General features: G+C 26.9%; 17 protein-coding genes and 1 other annotated feature. Of the genes, 5 read left to right on the top strand and 12 right to left on the bottom strand.

Annotated features, from left to right (window positions below; translation table 11 throughout):
- Positions 1 to 37 precede the first annotated feature (37 nt).
- From HZY83_RS05925 to HZY83_RS05950, 6 genes are all read right to left on the bottom strand, one after another.
- Entirely contained in the window at positions 38 to 3667 is a 3630-nt protein-coding gene (locus tag HZY83_RS05925; protein WP_179943135.1) for a UvrD-helicase domain-containing protein, read from the bottom strand.
- A 12-nt stretch (positions 3668 to 3679) separates the two neighbouring features.
- The gene (gene rlmH / locus HZY83_RS05930) at positions 3680 to 4156 is read right to left on the bottom strand and encodes a 23S rRNA (pseudouridine(1915)-N(3))-methyltransferase RlmH (protein ID WP_179943136.1); all 477 of its coding nucleotides are present in this window, start codon (positions 4154 to 4156) and stop codon (positions 3680 to 3682) included.
- 128 nt (positions 4157 to 4284) lie between these two features.
- Positions 4285 to 5046 carry an ABC transporter ATP-binding protein gene (locus HZY83_RS05935; RefSeq protein WP_179943137.1) on the bottom strand — a complete coding sequence of 254 codons (762 nt, stop codon included), beginning with the start codon at positions 5044 to 5046 and terminating at the stop codon, positions 4285 to 4287.
- Between the two features lie 2 nt (positions 5047 to 5048).
- On the bottom strand, positions 5049 to 5930 hold the full coding sequence (locus HZY83_RS05940; protein WP_179943138.1) for an ABC transporter permease: 882 nt from the start codon (positions 5928 to 5930) through the stop codon (positions 5049 to 5051).
- Between the two features lie 14 nt (positions 5931 to 5944).
- A complete protein-coding gene (trpX, locus tag HZY83_RS05945; RefSeq protein WP_179943139.1) occupies positions 5945 to 6937 on the bottom strand; it encodes a tryptophan ABC transporter substrate-binding protein in 993 nt (330 codons plus the stop codon).
- Between the two features lie 327 nt (positions 6938 to 7264).
- Positions 7265 to 8266: a LacI family DNA-binding transcriptional regulator gene (locus tag HZY83_RS05950; protein WP_179943140.1), complete on the bottom strand. Its 1002-nt coding sequence runs from the start codon at positions 8264 to 8266 to the stop codon at positions 7265 to 7267.
- A gap of 244 nt (positions 8267 to 8510) precedes the next feature.
- On the opposite strand from HZY83_RS05950, the gene HZY83_RS05955 reads away from it, so the two are divergent.
- The 3 genes from HZY83_RS05955 to HZY83_RS05965 are packed head-to-tail and all read left to right on the top strand — an operon-like array spanning position 8511 to position 10723.
- Positions 8511 to 9245: an ATP-binding cassette domain-containing protein gene (locus tag HZY83_RS05955; protein WP_179943141.1), complete on the top strand. Its 735-nt coding sequence runs from the start codon at positions 8511 to 8513 to the stop codon at positions 9243 to 9245.
- Complete coding sequence (locus HZY83_RS05960) at positions 9238 to 9900, top strand: methionine ABC transporter permease (RefSeq protein WP_179943142.1); 663 nt, start codon at positions 9238 to 9240, stop codon at positions 9898 to 9900. Before HZY83_RS05955 ends, HZY83_RS05960 begins: the two co-directional genes overlap by 8 nt.
- A gap of 10 nt (positions 9901 to 9910) precedes the next feature.
- Positions 9911 to 10723 carry a MetQ/NlpA family ABC transporter substrate-binding protein gene (locus HZY83_RS05965; RefSeq protein ID WP_179943143.1) on the top strand — a complete coding sequence of 271 codons (813 nt, stop codon included), beginning with the start codon at positions 9911 to 9913 and terminating at the stop codon, positions 10721 to 10723.
- Between the two features lie 49 nt (positions 10724 to 10772).
- Here the strand turns inward: HZY83_RS05965 and HZY83_RS05970 are convergent, their stop codons facing one another.
- The 4 genes from HZY83_RS05970 to tyrS form a co-directional block, all read right to left on the bottom strand.
- Complete coding sequence (locus HZY83_RS05970; protein ID WP_179943144.1) at positions 10773 to 12005, bottom strand: sensor histidine kinase; 1233 nt, start codon at positions 12003 to 12005, stop codon at positions 10773 to 10775.
- Positions 11998 to 12675 (bottom strand): response regulator transcription factor, encoded by a 678-nt coding sequence (locus HZY83_RS05975; RefSeq protein WP_179943145.1) that lies wholly within the window; start codon positions 12673 to 12675, stop codon positions 11998 to 12000. Before HZY83_RS05975 ends, HZY83_RS05970 begins: the two co-directional genes overlap by 8 nt.
- Before the next feature lie 318 nt (positions 12676 to 12993).
- Complete coding sequence (gene rpiA, locus HZY83_RS05980) at positions 12994 to 13668, bottom strand: ribose-5-phosphate isomerase RpiA (protein WP_179943146.1); 675 nt, start codon at positions 13666 to 13668, stop codon at positions 12994 to 12996.
- 25 nt (positions 13669 to 13693) lie between these two features.
- Positions 13694 to 14947 carry a tyrosine--tRNA ligase gene (tyrS, locus tag HZY83_RS05985; protein ID WP_179943147.1) on the bottom strand — a complete coding sequence of 418 codons (1254 nt, stop codon included), beginning with the start codon at positions 14945 to 14947 and terminating at the stop codon, positions 13694 to 13696.
- A gap of 276 nt (positions 14948 to 15223) precedes the next feature.
- Between tyrS and HZY83_RS05990 the strand changes: the two genes are divergently transcribed.
- Complete coding sequence (locus HZY83_RS05990; protein WP_228098467.1) at positions 15224 to 16528, top strand: MFS transporter; 1305 nt, start codon at positions 15224 to 15226, stop codon at positions 16526 to 16528.
- 60 nt (positions 16529 to 16588) lie between these two features.
- On the opposite strand, the gene HZY83_RS05995 is transcribed toward HZY83_RS05990, so the two are convergent.
- Complete coding sequence (locus tag HZY83_RS05995) at positions 16589 to 19231, bottom strand: valine--tRNA ligase (protein ID WP_179943148.1); 2643 nt, start codon at positions 19229 to 19231, stop codon at positions 16589 to 16591.
- 120 nt (positions 19232 to 19351) lie between these two features.
- Positions 19352 to 19565 (bottom strand) — a binding site (T-box leader).
- A gap of 51 nt (positions 19566 to 19616) precedes the next feature.
- Positions 19617 to 21155 (bottom strand): ATP-binding cassette domain-containing protein, encoded by a 1539-nt coding sequence (locus HZY83_RS06000; RefSeq protein WP_179943149.1) that lies wholly within the window; start codon positions 21153 to 21155, stop codon positions 19617 to 19619.
- Between the two features lie 353 nt (positions 21156 to 21508).
- Here HZY83_RS06000 and HZY83_RS06005 point away from each other — a divergent pair, with 353 nt between their 5' ends.
- Positions 21509 to 22399: a cation diffusion facilitator family transporter gene (locus HZY83_RS06005; RefSeq protein ID WP_179943150.1), complete on the top strand. Its 891-nt coding sequence runs from the start codon at positions 21509 to 21511 to the stop codon at positions 22397 to 22399.
- Positions 22400 to 22449 lie beyond the last annotated feature (50 nt).

The raw sequence follows: 22449 nt of genomic DNA on the forward strand, positions 1-22449 counted from the left end.
GTATATATTAGTTAGCTTTTTTCATAAAATATAGTTTTTATTGTACTCTTATTAATTCTCCCAAAGTGTACGAATATATATACTTCTCTATATTTATATTATCTCCATAAAAATTACTAATAGCATTAGAATATACAAGAAGTTGATTTTTATGTCTTTCTTTAAATTCTTTTGCTAATTTCAAATTATCTGTCTTATAGTCAACAACTACATAATTATTATCATCTAGTTTAATAAGTAAATCAACTACTCCTTGAAGAATAGTTTTTGTTTCTCCACCATCAATTTCAAATTTCTCAGCTTTATTATTCTTTATATTTTCTATATCTGTATTAGAGATATATGTAGTAAATGATATTTCAGTTTCTATAGCTACAGAATTATTTATGAGATTAATAAGAATTTTATTTTCTAAAAACTTATTAATAAAATATAAATCTTGTTCATTATTAATAAAGTCAAACTCTTCTTTTGTCAAAATTCTTTTGTCTTTTACATTAATAAATAAATTATCTGTCTGTACTAAATCTTTCAAATAGTTTACTAAATCATTAATAATTAACCCTACTTTTATATCTGAAATTAAGCGTTCAAATAGCTTATGAACTATATTTCCCCTAAGTAAAGCATTGTTATTCTTAGTTAAACTTTTCAATTTTAAATATTCGTTACTATTATTTTTTACGCTATTATTTTTTAAAGCACTATAAGAGGTTTTAGCTGGATATATCCTTTTATTAAAGTCTTCTGGATTTTCGATAAAAATAATATTTTCTCCATTATCTTCAATATAATCTTTATCAAATATAGAATAGTCTTCTACTTGTAAATTATGTTTTTCAAAAACTGTAGGAATTTCTATTAATTCTTTGTAGTCAAATATAGCACCCTGTTCAGTTATATTATTAATATTTTCTAGATATTCTCTTTCGTAATATTCTAAAACAATATTCAATAATTCTCCGTATTTTTTTACTTTTATTGCTTTGTTTATTATATGATTTTTATCATTTTCATCATTAGAAAACTCTGTACCTAAATTCATATTTCTCGATACTAAATATAAACCTTTTTCAGCTCTAGTAAAAGCAACATATAAAATTCTAATTTCTTCTTCAATATTTTTCTTATGTATAAAATTAAAAACTATATCATATAATTTAGCTAAGTTCGAATGTTCTGATTTTATAGCCAGCCCAAACTCTTTTGAAAATATAGGTTGTTTATACCAATTTGTATTTAAATCTTTATCCAATCCTACCAAAAATACATATTTATATTCTAATCCTTTTGATTTATGAACACTCATACATAATACACTGTTATCCGTATGTTTTCCTTCAATGGATATATCACTACTTAAAGTATACTCTAAATATTCAATAACATAACTAAGATTACCATTATTTTTACTAGCTTCTAATATTATAGTAAGTAAATTCTCATAATATTCAACTTCTAAGTCATTCACCTCAAATGTAGTTAAATATTCAATAAAATTAGTATCTATAACTATCTGTTTAATAGTATCTATAACTGAATTATTTAAACTATAGTTTATCCACTTTTTCAATAAGTTAGCAGTATTTATATCTTTGATCTTGCTAGATTTACTTATTTTTTTAAATAAATTTTTTCCTGATTGCATAGATAAAGCTAGCAATTCATCGTTAGAATAATTAAAGATAGCACTTCTTAGTAAAATTAATAAATTAATATCTCTTTCTTGATTATCTATAAATTTCAATAAATTCAAAATAATATTAACACTATGTGAATTTTTAAAAACATCGTTATCTCTATAATTTACAGAAATACCATATTGTTCAATAATACTTTTTATATTGCTTACAAAGTCACCCGTTGCATTTCTAAATAGTATAGCAAAGTCATTAAATTTTATATCATCCTCGCTAGTTTCTAAAATATATAAAATTTCCTTGGCTATATTATGGACTAACTGTTCATCAGTTACTCCCTTTTCATTAGACGATATCAAATAAGTAGGTATAGTCGAATTTCCTTTCGGTTTTACTTTAGGATAGTATAATGCATTATCTAAAGTATAGCTAATTCCTGCATTATTTTCATACATTAATCTATTGAAAATAAAATTGCTAGTTTTTAAAATGTTTTCCTCACTTCTAAAATTCTCTTTTAAAATAACACATATTCCTTCTCCAGAATAATCAATTTTATAATCTTTAGAAACATCATAGATATCGTCTGAAATATAATCAGTTATTTTATTATATTTACGATATTTTTCTTCAAAAAGTTCAGGATTAGATCCTCTGAAACCATATATAGATTGTTTAACATCGCCAACTCTAAAAAATGTACTATTATCTCCTCTTATTAAATTTAATATATATTCTTGCAAATCATTATTATCTTGATATTCATCAACATAAATTTCCAAAAATAAATTTTTATAATATAAAGCAGCTTCTGTACATACCTTTTTACCATTTATTTCTTTTTCTAAAGCTTTTATTGTTAAATGACTTAAATCAGAAAAATCTAAATAACTATCTTTTCTTTTCCTTAAAATAAATTCATCATCTATGGCCAATAATATTCTCTTTAAATATTTTGCATATACTTGAGTAGTCATTAAATTTTTCAAAATAATTCTCAGTTCAGATAATTGATTATAAAGTTTACTTAATAAATCATTACTTTTTGTACTGTTATACTCTTTCATATTAGCTAATATATTTTCTAAATATTCATTAGTTACAACTACATTACTACCAATGTCTTCATTAATATCAAGAGAATCAAATATTTTTTTAATATATATCATATTATACTCAGATATATTATCATTATCTTCAAAATCATTTAATAAATTAGTTATATCATTTAATTTTGACAATTCTTTTTGATATAATTTAACAGCTTTTATTACAATTTCAAAGTTAGAATCTACACTATCTATACTAATACCCTCTAATAAGGTATATATTTTTTTGTAATCAATATCTCCTAAACAATATTCTATATTTTTTATCAATTTATATTCTATATAATCTCTATAGTTAACAATATTCAAAAGTTTCTTATAAATATTATTCAAAAATTTTGTTAAGCTATCTCCATATTTAGTAAAATATTCATTAAAAAATATACTAAATTCCTCTTCATCTCTATTAGCAAAATCTTCTAAAACATAATCTATTGATTTTTGAAGTAGATTAGTATTATCAGTTAAAACTTTAAAATTAGGAGATAGATAAATAGTTTGATCTTTTATATTTTCTTCTACCAAATAATAAAACTTTCTTAATACATTCGAGCAAAAACTATCAATTGTACTTATCTGTGATTCTCCCATGAGTAATCTTTGTCTTTTTAAAAACTCAATATCTTCCTTTTTTCCCGTAATAGATAGTTTTTCTTCTATTTTATTTTCAATTCTCTCCGTCATATTTTCTGCCGCAGCTTTAGTAAAAGTTAAGATTAACAATCTATTTATATCCCATCTACTGTTAGCTATTTTGCGAGATATACGTTCAGACAATACTTCTGTTTTCCCACTTCCCGCAGCTGCAGAAACTAAAATATCACAACCACTCAAAGATATAGCCTGCCACTGACTAGGTGTAGGTTTTTTCTTTTTATTTAATATATAATTATCCATTTTTTCTAAATATATATTCATATAAACAACTCCTTATTTGTGATAACTTTGATTGTTAATAATTCTATAACTTCTATAAACCTGCTCTAACAAAATAACTCTCATTAATTGATGGGGAAATGTCATTTTACTAAAAGATAACGACAGATTGCTTCTACACTTTACTGAATCTGACAAACCATAACTACCACCAATTACAAAAACAACATCACTATTTCCTCGAATAGCAAGATTATTAATTTCCTTAGCTAACTCTTCGCTAGAGAAAACTTTACCTAATATTTCTAGGGTTATTACATATTGACTATCTTTAATTTTAGAAAGTATATTTTCTCCCTCTTTATTCATAGCAATTTTAATCTCTGAGTCATTTTCTACTTTAACTTTTTCATCGTTGATTTCAATAATATTTAATTTTACATAAGTTCCTAATCTTTTTTCATATTCTTTTAATGCATCACGATAAAATTTTTCTTTTATTTTACCTACACATACAATAGTTATACGCATAACTTACCTCACAAACATTAATTATATCAATTATATATTATATACTTTTTATTTACAAACATATCTTATATATTAATATATAAAAAAGATAATAACATATTTAGAATATATTATTATCTTTAGCAAAATTAAAAATTATCTAGCATATTAAAAATGTCTATAGCAGTCAACTTTTCTTTATCTTCATTTTTTATATCTTTGACAATTTCACCTTGATTTAAAACAATTAATCTATTTCCATATTTAAGAGCATCATTAATATTATGTGTTATCATAAGCGTAGTAATTTCTTTTTCTTTTACTACTTTATCAGTTATTTCCATAATAATTTGTTGAGTTTTCGGATCAAGTGCGGCTGTATGTTCATCAAGAAGTAATAGTTTAGGTGTTTGCATAGTTGCCATAAGTAATGAAATAGCCTGTCTTTGACCGCCAGATAAAACACCCATTTCACTATCCAATCTATCTTCTAATCCCAAATTTAAAGTTAATAATTGTTCTTTAAAATATGTTTTACGATTTTTTGTTAAACTAAATTTAAAGAATTTTTTACCAACACGACTGTAAGATAACGCCATATTTTCAGCAACTGTCATTCTTGGTGCAGTTCCTTGCATAGGATTTTGAAAAACTCTACTTATATATTTTGCTCTCTTATGTTCAACAGTTTTTGTCACATCAACTCCATTAATAACAATACTCCCGCTATCAAGAGAAAAGCTACCTGCAATTGCATTTAGTAGAGTAGATTTCCCTGCTCCATTTCCTCCTATAACTGTTATAAAGTCTCCTTTTTTTATATCAAGACTAACATTTTTTAATGCATGATGCTCTCTTACACTATTAGGAAAAAACGTCTTATCTACATTATTTAATTTTATAAAACTCATAATTATCTCTCCTTTTTACGATTAAACAAAGTAAATTTAAATTGTGGGAGTGTTAAAAATACTGCAATAATTAATGCCGAAACTAACTTGAAATCATTAGCCTCTATAATTTGCAATTTCAAAACTCCTACTAATAATAATCTATATATTATAGCTCCATAAATAGTATATATTAACCTTTCTACAAATGTAGATTCTCCAAATACTACTTCTCCTATAATAATAGCAGCTAATGCTATAACTATAACACCTAGACCACTGTTAACATCTGCAAATCCGTTATTTTGTGCTAATAATCCTCCAGCAAAAGCTATTATACCATTAGAAATCATAAGACCTAATATTGTCATAGCTTTGGTAGATATCCCAAAAGATATAGCCATCTTTTCATTATCACCAGTAGCTATTAAACTTTGTCCCAATTCTGTTTTGAAGAAAATTAATATTATAAAAATTAATAATGTTGTTACTAATATTCCTAAAATTATAATAGAAAAATTATTAGGTATATTTAATTTATCCAAAGATGAAAATACTGTATCTTTGTTTAAAATATTTAAGTTAGGACGTCCCATTATTCTTAAATTTATAGATAATAATGCAGTCATAGTTAAAATACCTGCAAGTAAGCTAGGAATTTTACAAACAGTAATTAGAATACCTGTAACTAAGCCAGCTAACATTCCAAACAACATAGCTAGAAATATTGCTACATAAGGATTAACACCATTCAAAATAGCTACAACTGTTACAGATGCTCCTAACGGGAAGCTCCCCTCTGTTGTCATATCTGCAATATTTAAAATACGAAAACTTATGAAAAGCCCCAAAGATACTATACCCCATAAAATTCCTTGTGAAATAGCTGATATTATAATGTCCATAATATACCTCCTATCTAATTTATAACTTGTGCTTTATTTTTTATATGTTCTGGAATAATAATATTAAGCTCTTTAGCTTTTTCTTCATTCAAATAAATTATTCCTTCATTTGCAAATACTATAGATTTATTTGCCGCTTCTTGTCCCTTTAATATATCTACAACAACTTTTGCAGTTTCTACTCCTATATTATATTGATCAACTCCTATAGCAAGTACACCTCCATCTTTTACCATAGTATCTGCAGATGGAAACACTGGAACTTTATAACTATCTGTTATTTTTACTACTGTACTCATTGCACTAGCTACTGTATTATCAATAGGTACATATATAGCATCAACAGAACTTGCTAATACTTCTGTAACTTGTTGAATATCATTAGTATTAGATATCGTCTTAACTACTACTTCTAGACCTAAACTTTCTGCTAATTCCTTAGCTTGCTCTGCTTGTTTCATGGAATTATCTTCGCTAGAAGTATATATTATGCCTAGTTTCTTCATATTAGGTAAAATATCTTTCATTAAAGATAATTGTTGATCTAGAGGGGTTCTATCACTTACACCAGTAACATTTGTTCCAGGTTTTTCTTCACTTTTGATTAATCCTGCCTCAACTGGATAAGTAACACCACCCATAATTATAGGTATGTCTTTTGTAACATTAGAAAGTGATAGTGCTGATGGTGTAGTTATAGCTACTATAACATCATTTTTTTCTGAAACTAATTTCTCACTCATAGTTGCTAGATTACTTTGATCTCCTTGAGCATTTTGTAAATCTAATTTTAAATTCTTACCTACTTCATACCCTTGATTTTTCATCTCATCTTCAAACCCCTTATAGATACTGTCGAGGGCTGGATGGCTTAATAGTTGTAAAACTCCTACTTTGACATCTGTGCGTTGTTTAACTTCTTCATTGTTGTTTCTATTTTCAACGATATATCCAAAAATTAAACAAAATATTAATACTATAGTAAAAACCTTTCCTCTATTGTTCATAATAAAACCTCCTTTAAAAAATAAAATAAGCCACTTAATGATTAAGTGACTTATAAACGAAAAAATATAAGTCACGTAGATATGATGTCTACGTGACCTGTAATTTTTATACCACGTAGATACATCTTTACAAACAAGTGTAAGGCTGTATCTACGATTAAAAATAGAAACAACCTGTATCTAGTGGCTTTGCCAACGAGTATTCAATTGTGAAATACTTATAACTATATACATTATTGTTTCTCCTTTTTCATTAATATTTATTCAAATTAAGTATAGCAGACAAAAATATAAATGTCAATACAAAATTTTTATGATAAATAAAAATTATTTTATTTTACAATTTAAATCAACAACACTACTTCTTATTTTTAAATCATAGCCTATTAATATTTTCAATTCTGCTTCTTCTTTTTTTATTATTTTTAAGATTGTCTCGACAGTCTTATTGGCAGCGTCTTCAATATCAAACTCTATAGTTGTTAATGGAAATTTAAGTAAAGAGGAAGATTCATAATTTCCAAATCCTGCTACTGAATAATTTTCCCCTACTACAAAGCCATTTTCTTCTAGCGCTCTTATAGCTCCATAAGCAATATTATCAGTTGCACATATTATACACGTATTGTTTTTAAGTAAATGTATATTTTCTTTTACTTTCTTATAGCTATCTTTTGTATTAAAAGTTGTTGTTAATTGCATAACAGGTAAATCGTATTTCTTCAGGGCGTTTAATACTCCTAATTTTCGATAAATTCCTACTGCAACATCATCTTCTCCTACACCTAAATATGCAATCTTTGTATGACCCGAAGCCATAACAAAATTTGCAATATCTCTTCCAGCATTAAAATCATTGTATTCAACACTATAAGTATACTCACCTTCCTGACCTAAAATAACTACTGGAATATCTATACTTCTTATTACGCTCTCAAATTCTCTACTCATTGTTGTAGGTAATAAAATTATACCATCCACATTCAATCTGGCTAATTTTTTCAAATACTCTAGTTGTAATTTTTTACTGAAACTAGCATTCATTATTAAAGTTTCATAATTATTATTTTTTAATTTCTGATCTATGTACATCAAAGTTCTACTACTCACATATGATGATAAGGTAGGCACGATAATCCCTATAATCTTACTTTCTGTACTTTTTAATGCTTTCGCAAATGTATTAGGTGTATAATTATATTTTTCTACTACTCTCTTTATCTTATTACTAGTTTCTTTCTTCAAACTACCACCATTAAAATAACGAGAAACTGTAGTAGTTCCTACTCCTGCCATTTTTGCAATTTCAACTATTGTTAATTTTTTCATAATATCTCACCATTACTCTTTAAGATAATACTATTATACTTTAGTTTACTAAAATTGTAAATTTCATATTCGATAAACTCCCAAAAATATATTACAGATTTTGACTTGATTAATATAACAGATTTATCATTCGTTTTCAAACACAACTTAAAATTATAAACGTTATTAATAAATATAGATATAACAGATGTGTTTTTGTTGTTTTTCACAAAAAAAAATGATATATTTTATACGGAGGTTAATTATGATTATTTCACTAAAAAATGTATCAAAAAAGTATCAAAATTCTGACTTTAAACTTAATAATATTTCTTTTAATATACAAAAAAAAGAAATTATTGGTATTATAGGGAAAAACGGAACAGGTAAAAGTACAATTCTAAAAATGATAAACGGGTTAATATCTTATGATAGCGGGCATATATTTTACAAAGATAAAAAATTAAAAGATATGAATGATGATGAGCTTAGAAAAATGAGAAAAAATGTTTCATACATATTTCAAAATGCTAATCTTTTGGAAGGAGAAACTGTTTTTTACAATCTATCGTTAGTATACAAAGTTAATAGACAAAAAGTAAATACGTTGGAAATAGACAAAATATTAAACTTTATGGGAATTTCCAATCTAAAAAATACTCTTTGTAGAAATATTAGTGGTGGACAACAACAAAAGGTAGCCATAGCTATGTCATTGTTACAAAATCCAGAAGTTTTATTATGTGATGAAATAAGTTCGGCACTTGACTCTAATAGCGAAAAAGAAATTTTTGATTTGCTTATTAAATTAAAAAATACTACAGATATATCTATATTACTCATTTCACACAATCTATCTATACTAAAAAATTTTTGTGATAAAGTATTAATTATTGAAAATTCTACTATCAAAGATATAATAAAACCTATAAATAGTAAAAGTAACCATTATGAAGAAAATTACATAAAACACGTTAAGGATTTTTTATTATATGATTAAATTAATAGAACGTAATTTCGAAAAAATTGTAGAAGCTTTTTGGGAAACTAACTTTATGTTGTTTACATCAATGTTTCTCTGCATAATATTAGCAATTCCTCTAGGAATTTTACTATTTTCTTTCAAAAAACAATATTTATTAAATAAACCTTTAGCATATCAAATACTAAGTATATTATTAAATACCATTAGAAGTGTTCCATTCTTAATATTTATTTTTATATTGATACCAGTTAATCGTTTTATATTTAATACATCATTTGGAAACATAGCAGCAATTTTACCTCTAACATTAGTTTCAGTCAGTTTGTACTCACGCTTTGTTGAACAAGCTTTGCTAAATATACCTACAAAGATTGTAGATAGAGCAGTAAGTATGGGCGCATCGAAAATACAAATAATTAGATACTTTTTTATCCCGTATATAAAAGTTGATTTAATATTATCATTTACGTCAGTTACGATAAGTGTTCTTTCTTATTCAACAGTTATGGGAGTTATTGGCGCAGGAGGTCTAGGAGAGTTTGCATATAGATATGGATATCAAGAATACGATTATCCTCTTATGTACCTAGTAGTGATTATATTTATAATTTACGTCTACATTATTCAAAACTTAGGCTACTTCGTAGCAAACAAAATTTTAAAAAAATAGGAGTATAAAAATGAAAAAAACATTGTCAATTTTCGCAAGTGTCGTAGCATTGGTATTATTAATAACTGGTTGCTCATCTAATTTAGAAACAAAAAAAGAAAAAACTGTAGTTAAGGTAGCTTCACATACAGCACCTATGACAGATATGCTAGAATTAATAAAAGATGATTTAGATAAAGAAGGGTATAAACTTGAAATAGTTAAAGTATCTGATAATGTACAAGCTAATGTAGCTTTGAAAAACAAAGAAGTAGATGCAAACTTCTTCCAACATAAACTTTTTATGCAAATGTTTAACGAAGGAAACAACGCTAATTTAGTACAAGTTCAACCAATATATGATGCAGTAGTTGGATTTTACTCTAAGGATATTAAAAATATAAATGATCTAAAAGATGGAGCAGATGTAGCTATACCTTCTGATCCTACTAATATGACTAGAGCTTTAAGATTACTTGCAGAACACAAAGTAATAACATTAAAAGATCCTAATAGTTTCTCTGTTACTGTAGACGATATATCAGAAAACAACAAAAATCTAAAATTCTCTCCAATATCACTACTAAATCTAAATGAAGCTTATAACGAAAAAGATTTAGTATTCAATTATCCTGCATATATCACAAAAATAGGTCTTAGCCCAGAAAAAGATGCTTTAATAGTAGAAAAAACTGGAGATCTTACTTATGCCGTATCTCTAGTTGCACGTGAAGATAATAAAGATACAGAAATGGTAAAAGCTGTTCAAAAAGCATTAACTAACAGTAAAATAAAAGATTTCATAGACAACAAATTAAATAATGTAGCCAAAAAAGCATTTTAATAAAAAAGTTATAGCAATAATTATTGCTATAACTTTTTTATTAATTATATTATCTTTTACCGTTTTTATTAAATCTTATTTCAACAACAAATTCATTATCTTTTGGAGCATATGCAAAAGCATAAGAATTGTGTTTTTTTACTATTAAATTCGCCAAAGATAAACCTATACCATAGCCTTTTATCTTACTATTACGAGATTCATCCAAACGATAAAATCTATCAAAAACTTTACTTAAATCCCCTTGTTTTACGCCTTGTGCATTATTTTTCACAAATAAATATACAAACTTTTTGGTATTATATAAGGATAAAGATATTTTGCTATCCTTATCAGCATACTTTATAGCATTATCTAGTAATATATCTATTACTTGAACTATAGTCTGCTCCTCTCCCACATAATAAACATCTTCTTCAATAGTAGCCTCTATTTCTTTAAAATTAAAGCTGGCCATCTCTTCAAAATCTTCTACCCTAGATTTTACTAAATCTGTCATAGAAAATTGTGTTTTTTCTATACTATCTCTTTCTTCTACTCTACTAAAAGCCACCAAACTATTAATTAAATGAGTAAGTCTTTCTATCTGATTATGAATATTGCTTATCCATTTAGACTTACCGTTCTCCATTTCTAAAACATCAGCATTAGAACCGATAATAGTTAACGGCGTTTTTAGTTCATGACTAGCATCTGTTATAAATTGTTTTTGTTTTTGGTAATTTTCTTCTATAGGAGCTATTATTTTTTGCGATAATACCGTAACTAAAATAGAAACCGCACCTATAATTATTAACGCTATAATAATACTATTTTTGAGAAAATCAAAAAACATTACTAACTCACGTTCGCAATCAACAAAAATTACAAAATTCCCATAACTTTTAGTAGCATAAGTATATTTATAGTAGTCTACATACCCTTTATCGTGTTTTCGTGATATAGCTTTTTCTACAACTAATTGAGAATTTTTCGCCTCTAACAAGTTACCTCGATTATAAATATGTATTATGTTTTTATTCTCATCTAATTCTGCAACAAAAACGGCGTTAAAAAAAAGTTTATCCGTTGACAATATTCCCTTTTTGCTATTTACTGAATATTCTTCTAATAAATTGATTAATATATTATCATCATTTTTGATTTTATTTAATACTTCATCATTTTGATTAGTAATATTAGTATAATATATTATGTTTATAATAAAAAATACCAGTGCAATAACAAAAGTTGTTGTAAATACTGATATTAGGATAAATTTCTTTTTTAGAGATTTAATCATCTATTTCCTCCAATGTGTACCCCACATTTCTAGTTGCTTTAATTTGTATATTAGCATTCAATGCTTTTAATTTTCTTCTCAAATAAGAAATATTAACCCAGACAACATTTATTTCTGAGTCACTATCATAACCCCATATTTTTTCCAAAAAATTCTCCGTAGGAATTACATTCCAAGGATTACGAATAAGCATTTCCATAATTTGAAACTCTTTATTTGAAAGTCTAAAACTATCTGTTTTTGTAGAAAGCTCGAAAGTTAGTTTATTTAACTTAACATTTCCAAACTCCAATTCGTTACTAGTAAACGTTGCTTGTCTTCTTGTCATAGAACGTACCCTAGCTAATAACTCTTTTGTAGAGAATGGCTTCGTTAAATAGTCATCTGCACCACTGTCAAGCCCTTCTACCTTATCTTCTACTTCAGATTTTGCCGTCAACAATAACACCGGTGTATGTTTTTTTGATTCCCTTAGCTTTTTAACCACCGATATTCCATCCATCTCCGGCATCATAACATCTAAAATAGCACCATCATAATCATCTAATAATAAATAATCTAATGCGTCCTTCCCATTATGAACAGTATCTACTGAATAATTATTATGCTTTAGCATCATTTCTAACGCTTCAGCTAATTCATATTCGTCCTCTGCCAATAACAATTTCATATATACTACCTCCAAATTTTACATATAAATAATTCTTATATTATTGTACTTTAAACAACTAAAATTTAGTTTAAATATATTTAAAAAATTACTTTTATAATGAATACAATTACATTTTTTCTGTTAATTATTAATTAAAACTATTAAATATTATTTGTGAAAAAATCTAAACATAAATCAATAATACATCAAATTACCAGAGTAAAAAATATTTTCAAAAATAATATGACTTATTAAAGTTTAATTTTTACAAATTATATCATTTTGAAAATATTTATTTATAACTTAATAAATGAGTTATTTTTATTATATTATATTTTATTTGCTATAGTTAGTTATTAAAACTGGTCCTTCTGACGTTCCTTTTATACAGTATTTACACATATTCAAAAATAAACCATGCTCCAATACCCCTACTATGTTTGATAGCTTATTTTTTACATCTTCTATATCAAAACCATAACCTAAGTGTAAATCAACTATATAATTATTATTGTCAGTTATAAGAACTTCATTATCTTTAATTCTTAGAACAGGATTTAGACCTTGTTCTTTCATTTTACGAATTGTATGACTATATCCAAAAGGTAAAATTTCAACTGGCAAATTAAATCCACCTAATTTTTCAACATCTTTTGTTTCATCATAAATCCAAACTACAGTATCCGTTATATCTGCTACAATTTTTTCTCTAAAAAGTGCTGCTCCGCCACCTTTTATAGCATTAAAATTTTTATCAATCTCATCTACGCCATCTACTGTAACATCTATACGATCTACTTCTTCTAAATTTTTCACAACTAGACCTAAACTTTTGGCTAGCTCTATACTTTGTATAGATGTAGACACTAGCTCTACTTTCAGACCATTTTTTACTTTTTCTGCAATAGCATGAATAAAATAATATACCGTAGACCCTGTTCCTAAACCTACAATCATTCCATCTTTTACAAAATCTACCGCCTTATACCCTACTTGCTCTTTTAAATTCATAGTACCTTGCTTCCCTTCTAAAATACTAATTATACTCAACTAATAAATATTTCTTTTTCCCTCTACGTAAAACTGTATATTTATTTTGTAACTTGTCTTTACCGTCTATAACATAATCTAAATCAGTAATTTTCTCACCATTTATATAAATAGCTCCATTATTAATATCTTCTCTAGCTTGACGTTTTGATGACACTAATTTTGTTTGTATCAAAAACTCCACTATATTTTCATTACTAATGCTTACTTTAGAGCTAGGCATACCTTTTACAGCTTGTTCTAACTCCAAACTACTAAGTCCCTTAATATCACCAGAAAATAGTGCTTCTGTTATATTTAAAGCACTGTTAAGAGCTTCTTCTCCGTGTACTATTTTAACCATTTCTTCAGCAAGTTTTTTTTGTGCTTTTCTTAGATGAGGTTCGTCTTCAACACTCTTTGCTAGACTTTCTATTTCTTCTTTGTCTAAAAATGTAAATTTCTTCAGAGTAGAAACAACATCTGCGTCAGATGTATTAAACCAAAATTGATAAAATTCATACGGTGTTGTTTTTTCTGGATCTAACCAAACAGCACCTCCTGTAGATTTTCCAAATTTAGTACCATCAGACTTTAACATAAGAGGAATAGTCATTCCGTAAGCTTCTACGTCTCCACGTAATTTACGCATTATTTCTAATCCAGTTGTAATATTACCCCATTGATCAGAACCACCTAATTGCATCTTCACACCATATTCTTTGTTCAAATAAGCGTAATCTATACCTTGTAGTATAGTATAACTAAATTCTGTAAAAGACAATCCTGAATCAAGACGTGAAGATATTGAATCTTTAGCTAATAAATAATTAATATTAACTAATTTTCCATAATCACGTAAAAACTCCAACATAGACAGTTTACCTAACCAATCTGCATTGTTAACAAATTGAATTTCTTTGCCATCACGGAAAATATTTCTCAATTGATTTTCTAATTTTCTAGAATTACTTTCTATAATGTCTAATGTTTGTAACTGACGTTCCTCACTTCTTCCAGAAGGATCCCCTATTACACCAGTTCCTCCTCCTACTAATATTACAGGTTTATGGCCATATTGTTCAAATCTCTTTAATGTTAAAAAAGGTAATAAATGACCTACGTGAAGAGAATCTCCAGTTGGATCTGTTCCACAATAAATAGAAACACTCTCCGTTTCAAGTAATTTTGATATATTTTCTTCATCAGTTTGCTGATAAATTAACCCTCTATATCTAAGATCTTCTAATAGTTTTGACATATTATCTCCTTTCTTAATTTATGTTAAGTTTATCACTAAATAATTATAACATATATATAGTGCTATTATCCACATTTCATCAAATTAATTTTATAATTATATGATAAAGTAAACATTTTCTTTATGAAAGTTTGAAATTTAATATTGATTATATTTTCAATATAAGATAATATAATAATTATTCTATAAACTAGATATATTTATATTAACTGAATATAAAGAAATTAAAATCATTTTCTTATTTTCATTTTTATATTTATTAGAAAGGATTTATTTATGAACAATCAAATTACTAGTATGCCTTCTAAGACAAAAGGAATATTTATGTTTGTCTTATTACTTTTTGCATATGTTGTATTTGCTACTAACTGGGTAGCTGGATCTAATTTATCCAAACAAATTACACACTACTATTTTAACGGAAAAGAAGTTTCCCCGATAATTTCTGAAGTAGTTAACTACACAATTACAATAGCTAGAATTATATCAAATTTACTAGCCGCTTATATTCTAATAAAATTGAATCCTAGAAAAGCTGTTATTTTCGCATTAATTTGTTTATCATTTTCTTTTGTAGCTATATTTAGTCCTAATTACTGGCTATATACATTTGCTAGAATGATTATGGCATTTGGTGGATCAATGATTATAGTTTTTATAAATACATTCGTGGCTAAATTTGTATCAAAAGATAAAAGAATTATTACAAGTGCATTAACTACTGCAGCATACAACTTTGGAGCCGCCTTAGTAGCTATCTTGTTCTATATTTTCAAAGATATGTTTATCAGTAATTGGCGCTACACTATGATAGGATTTAGTATATTTAGTATAGTACTGTTAGTTACTTGGACTATTATTGCAGAAGATTTCAAACCAACTGTAACTTGGAAAACACCTAACTATTTCGTCCAAAAATTATATTTAGAATCACTAGAAAACTCTAGCACTACTAAAAGTAACAAGTCTTATACTTACAAAGATGCATTCAAAGATAAATTTATTTATTTCTTCGCATTAGGTTTCGGTGGATTCTTATTCTTATATGTTATGCCACTAGTTTCTTTACCTAATAAAGTAGCTCAAGCTGTGGGTGGAAATTTCAAACCAGAATTTATGATTCTATCAGTAACTCTAGGTGGTATTATAGGTACTATTGTTAGTATGTTCTTTAGTAAATTACGATTTAGAAGAAAGCCGTTCTTAATTGCTCACGGTATTTTAATGATTTCTTCTATGTTCATTGGTCTTCAGGTAGTTTATTATAACCCTAATTTAGCATACTCACTATTTGCAATTTCTGGGTTCTTTATGTATTCACAATACCCTGTATATCTAAACTACCCTTACGAATTACCAGAAGTCTCTTCACAAAAATTAACTATTATGTTTGGAGTATTTTGGGCTTTTGGATACGCAATATATACTATATTTAACTTCTTATGGAGTATAATTCTACAAAATTACGGCTATAATACATCTATTATGTTTTATATTTTGGCTAGCTGTAGTTATGTTATTTTCATCTTTACATTCCCAGAAACTATGAAAAAAATAAATAAAAAGAAATCTGAAGTATAAAAACTTCAGATTTCTTTTTGTTGTAATAACTATTATTTAATAAACATATATTAAGAAAAATTATTTAATTTTATTTAAAGAGTCTAATCTATTTACCACATTCTCATATTGTTCTTCATATAATGCTTTTTTATCTTGTTCTTTTTCTACAATATCCTTTGGAGCTGATGCTACAAATCGTTCATTAGATAATTTTTTATCTACACGCTCAATTTCTTTTCTCAACTTATCAAGCTCTTTATTTAGACGCTCTTTTTCTTTTTCAATATCAATTAAATCTGCCAATGAAACATATATTTCTAATCCTGGTAAAATTCTACTTATATCTGTATCACTTACCTCAATTTCCTTTTCAATAATTAACTCACTAGGCTTAGCAAATTTTTCTAAATACGCAGAACAAGAAGTCAGTGCATCTTTAATTTCTTCTTTAGCATATTTTATTTTTATTGGTATCTCTCTAGACATAGGTGCATTTACTTCGCTACGTATGTTACGAACAGCTACAATAACATCTTGAATAAGCTTCATAGCTTCTGTTGCTTCTTCAAAAATTAAGTCTTCATTTATTTCAACAAATTCTGAAGTTACAATACTTTCTCCAACGTGCGGTAAATTTTGCCATATTTCTTCTGTAACAAAAGGCATAAATGGATGTAACATTTTCAATGAAGCATCTAAAACATATACTAATATTGATTTTGTAGTTTGTTTTTTCTCTTCATCATCACCATTTAGTGCAATCTTAGCAATTTCTATATACCAAGAACAATACTCTTCCCAAATAAAATTATAAAGAATTCTAGAAGCTTCTCCAAATTCATATTTTTCAAATAAACGTTCATAATCTCGTATAGTTTCTGCTAGTCTAGTTAATATATATTTATCAGCATGACTTTTTTCTCCTGATAAATATATATCTTCATAAGACATATCTCCTAAATTCATAATAACAAATCTAGAAGCATTCCAAATTTTATTTATAAAATTCCAACTAGCTTCTATTTTTTCTGTAGAATATCGTAAATCTTGCCCCGGGGTAGAGTTAGTTGCTAAGAAATAACGTAAGCTATCTGCTCCATATTTATCTATGACTTCCATAGGATCTACACCATTTCCTAAAGATTTACTCATTTTACGTCCTTGTTCATCACGTACTAAACCATGTATCAAAGTATCCTTGAATGGACGTTCTCCAGTAAACTCTAAACCTTGGAAAATCATACGTGCCACCCAGAAGAATATAATATCATACCCTGTTACTAAACAATCAGTTGGGAAATAACGTTTGTAATCTTCACTATCTTCATTAGGCCAACCTAACGTTGAAAAAGGCCATAAGGCTGATGAATACCACGTATCTAAAACATCTTCATCTTGTGTGTAATTTTCTATATCTTTTGGAGGATTTACTCCTACATATATATCTCCTGTTTCATTATGATACCATGCGGGTATTCTATGGCCCCACCAAAGCTGTCTAGAAATACACCAATCTTGAATATTTTCCATCCAACCGCTAAATGTACTTTCAAAGCGTTGAGGGTGAAAGTTAACTTTTTTATCTTCATCTTTCTGATTATCCAAAGATTTATCTGCTAATGGTTGCATATTTACAAACCATTGTTTTGACAAGTAAGGCTCGACTACTGCTCCACTTCTTTCTGAATGTCCTACAGAATGTACATGTTTTTCTACTTTAAAACATATTCCTTCATCTTGTAAATCTTTTATTAGATTTTTTCTACATTCAAATCTATCTTGACCAGCATATTTATCAGCATAGTCATTCATTATTGCACCTTCATCCATAACAATAATACTTTCAAGATTATGTCTATTACCTACTTCAAAATCATTAGGATCATGTGCTGGTGTAATCTTAACTACTCCACTTCCAAAATCCATTTCTACATAATCATCTGCTATTACTGGAATTTCTTTATTTAATACTGGTAATAAAACTTTCTTACCTATATATTTTTTATATCTTTCATCTTTTGGGTTGACAGCTACAGCTGTATCTCCAAAGATAGTTTCTGGTCTAGTTGTTGCTACTTCTAAATAATCTCCGCTTCCATCAGCTAAGAAATATTTTAAATGATAAAACGCCCCTTCTACATCTTCATAAATAACTTCTATATTTGATAATGCTGTGCGTTGAGCTGGATCCCAATTAATAATTCGCTCTCCACGATAAATTATCCCTTTATTATAGTGGTCAACAAATATTTTAGTTACAGCATCATTCAAACCTTTATCAAGTGTAAATCTCTCTCGTGAATAGTCTAGACCTAGTCCCATTTTTGCCCATTGCTCACGAATATAGCTAGCATATTCTTCTTTCCATTCCCAAGCTTTTTCCAAAAACTTTTCACGTCCTATATCGTGACGTAAAATACCATCTTCACGTAATTTTGCTTCAACTTTAGCTTGAGTTGATATTCCTGCATGATCCATACCCGGAAGATACAACACATCAAATCCTTTCAAACGTTTATAACGTGTTAACATATCTTGTAACGTTGTATCCCAAGCATGTCCTATATGCAATTTCCCAGTAACGTTTGGTGGTGGAATAACTATAGTGTATTGATTTTTTTTACTTTTATTATTTGCCTTAAAAACCTCTTTTTCTAACCACCATTGATATCTATTTTTTTCAACTTCTTGTGGATTATATTTCGTTGACATTTCTGACATAATGATTCTCCTTTACTATTTTATAAACTAAACTTCATCAAAATTATTAGAAAAAAAAGACTCCTCGTATACTTTGAGGAGTCTGACTTTGTATTTTTTATTAAACCGCAAAATATTTCAAATAAGGACGAAATATTTCCGCGGTACCACCTTTATTCTAATAAATTAGCACTTAATAAGATTAACGCTCTACCACGTCTAAAACTACTAAAGTTCATTTTAGATACTCACCGGCTACTTCAAAGTCGTGTCTAGGAGAAATCTCTCAACCACTGATTTCTTTTCTGTATCCTAGCGGTACACAAACTTTTACTTATCGGCTCATAGCATTTTATATATCTATAAAATATAGTGATATATTATCATAACTTTCAAATTTATGCAACTATTTTTCAATACTTTTTATTTTTAGAAGCTTTTTATTTTCTATTTTGTAAATAGTTGTTGCTAAATTATCTACAAACTCTCTATCATGGGATACAAAAATTACTACCCCTGCAAACATCTTTAATACTCTAAATAATTCATCTTTAGATTTTATAGAAAGATTTCTAGTTGGCTCATCTAATATTATAATATCTTTTTTTTCGATCATAATTTCTGCTAAAAATACTTTTGCCCTCTGTCCCTCAGACAGCTTACTAACAGGATGCATCATTTCTTCTCTAGTAAAATTTAAAGAACCTAACATAATATCTATCATATCTCTGTTATATTCAACAATATTCCTTTTTAAATAGTCAACTACAGTAATATTTTTGTCAAGTTTTTCATTATAGTCTTGTGGCATATAACTAAAATCCATCTTATTTTTAATCATATAATTCAAAATTTCATTTAACAAACTGGTTTTCCCTACACCATTATTTCCTATTATTGCTATTTTTTGAGGTCCTATTATATTTATAGAACAATCTTCTACCAATAATTTACCATTTATTTCTAATTTATCTAGTTTGAAATTTAAAACCTTTTTACTGTCATAAATATTATTAGAAGCAAGTTTAATTAATATAGAATCTTCATAATCTGGTCTTTTAGTAATTGCTCCTTTCTCTTTATGCAATCTTTTTTCTTGTGATTTTAAAGAACGCATCTTATCTTTTAAATTTTTTGCTACTAGTGGATCTCTGACCGCTTGATTTTGTAAATGATGAACTTTAGTATAAATTTCATTGTAACGTTTATACTTTTTATCATATAATTCTTGCTCTTTATTATGTTGTTTAGTCTGATTTTCAAACTTATTTGCCTTATAATCAACATATGTTCTATAGTCACCTTTGAAAACTGTAATTCTTGATTCTTTCTTTTTCATAACTTGTTCAAAATCTACAATTACATTAGAACAACGCTCCAATATTCTTTTATCATGACTAACAAAAACGATAGTTAATTTACTTTTTATTATAAAATTTTCCAACCAAATAAGTGAATCCATATCTAAATCATTATTTGGTTCATCGAGTAACAACACAGTAGGATTTTTTAGCAATTCGCATAGTAAAAGAAATTTTAATCTTTCTCCTCCTGAAAGATTACCTATTGTTATTTCATAATCGAATATCAACTCCTTATTCAAACTTAACTCCTCCAATAGTGAGTATAAGTTGGTATAGTCAATATAATTCAAATCAAAATTATATTCAATATATTCTCCAGGAGTCATTGATAGATACCTATTAGATAATTGTTGAGGTAAGTAACAAACAACTTCGTCTTTATCTACTAATTTTCCACTAACAATCCTTATACCATTATCTAGTTTCTTACTAGCCATAAACTTCAGAACAGTTGATTTCCCGTTCCCTTCTTCTCCTATAAAAGCTACTTTGGAAAATCTATCAATAAATACATTAAAATCTTTAATTAATGTTCTTAAATCTTTTTCTAACATTATAGTTAAATTTTTTACATATAGCATATAGTATACCTCCAAATAACTATTTGAAAGTTAACAAGCTATTTTACAAATAAAAAAACGTCCATAATATACAAATAATACATAATTGTAAAATAAGTTTGAATCAATAATAAGCACTACTGAAAAAACTAAATATTAAATATGGACGAATAAATTATAAAAATATTAAATTAAATTAAAATGCCCATTAACTTACAATACAAAATATTCAAAATGACTTTGTATTATTATAAATTCAATGGACATTCACCTCTTCTTTCTTTTCAATAATTGTATACCATTTTATTTTTATTGTCAATAATATATTTTTATGATATAATACTCTAATTTAATAAAGATTATAGGAGTTAGATATGAATAACAAAAGTATATTTGACAATCTTAAAAAAGCTGAACGTGGTGCTAAAATAAGTATATTAGCTTATTTAATTTCTTCTTCTTTAAAACTAATTTTCGGATTTTCTTATAATTCTTCTGCACTAATAGCAGACGGAATTAACAATGCAACAGATGTTATCGCATCTTTAGCTGTTCTTATCGGACTAAAAATATCAAGAAAACCCGCTGATGAAAATCATCTTTATGGTCATTTTCGAGCAGAACTAATATCTAGTCTTATAGCTTCATTTATAATGATGTATGCCGGTATTCAAGTAGTTATATTTGCAATAAAAAATTTAATTAGTAATGATTATCCTATTCCTACAATAGAAACTGCTATATTAGCCCTAATATCTACTATTGTTATGTTAATTGTTTTCTATTACAATTTTAACTTAGCAAAAAAAATAAATAGTTCTTCCTTAAAAGCTGCTGCTCTTGATAACTTAAGCGATGCCCTAGTTTCTATTGGAACATTAGTAGGTATTTTAGGATCTATAGTAGGAGTAAAACAAGCCGATAGTATTGCTGCTACTATAGTAGGTCTGATTATTATTTATACAGCTATAAATATATTCAAAGATGCAACTCATATATTAACTGATGGTATCGAAGTAGAAACTATAGAAAAAATTAAAAAAATTGTAAGCAATATAGAAGAAGTTATAGAAATAAAAGAAATTCGTGGTCGATCTCATGGTTTAATTCATTTCATTGACGTAACTGTAACAGTTAATCCAAATCTAAACGTCATAAAAAGTCATGATATTACAGTAGAAATTGAAAAAGCTCTACAACAAGAATTTTTCGCATGCGAAACATTAGTTCATTTAGAACCTTATTATAATAATATAAAAAAATAATATTTATTAAAAAGTAACTAAAATTATGAATTTAACATATTTTAGTTATT

The sequence above is a fragment of the Gemella sp. GH3 genome (assembly GCF_013415425.1).
In the GTDB taxonomy this organism is placed as follows: Bacteria; Bacillota; Bacilli; order Staphylococcales; family Gemellaceae; genus Gemelliphila.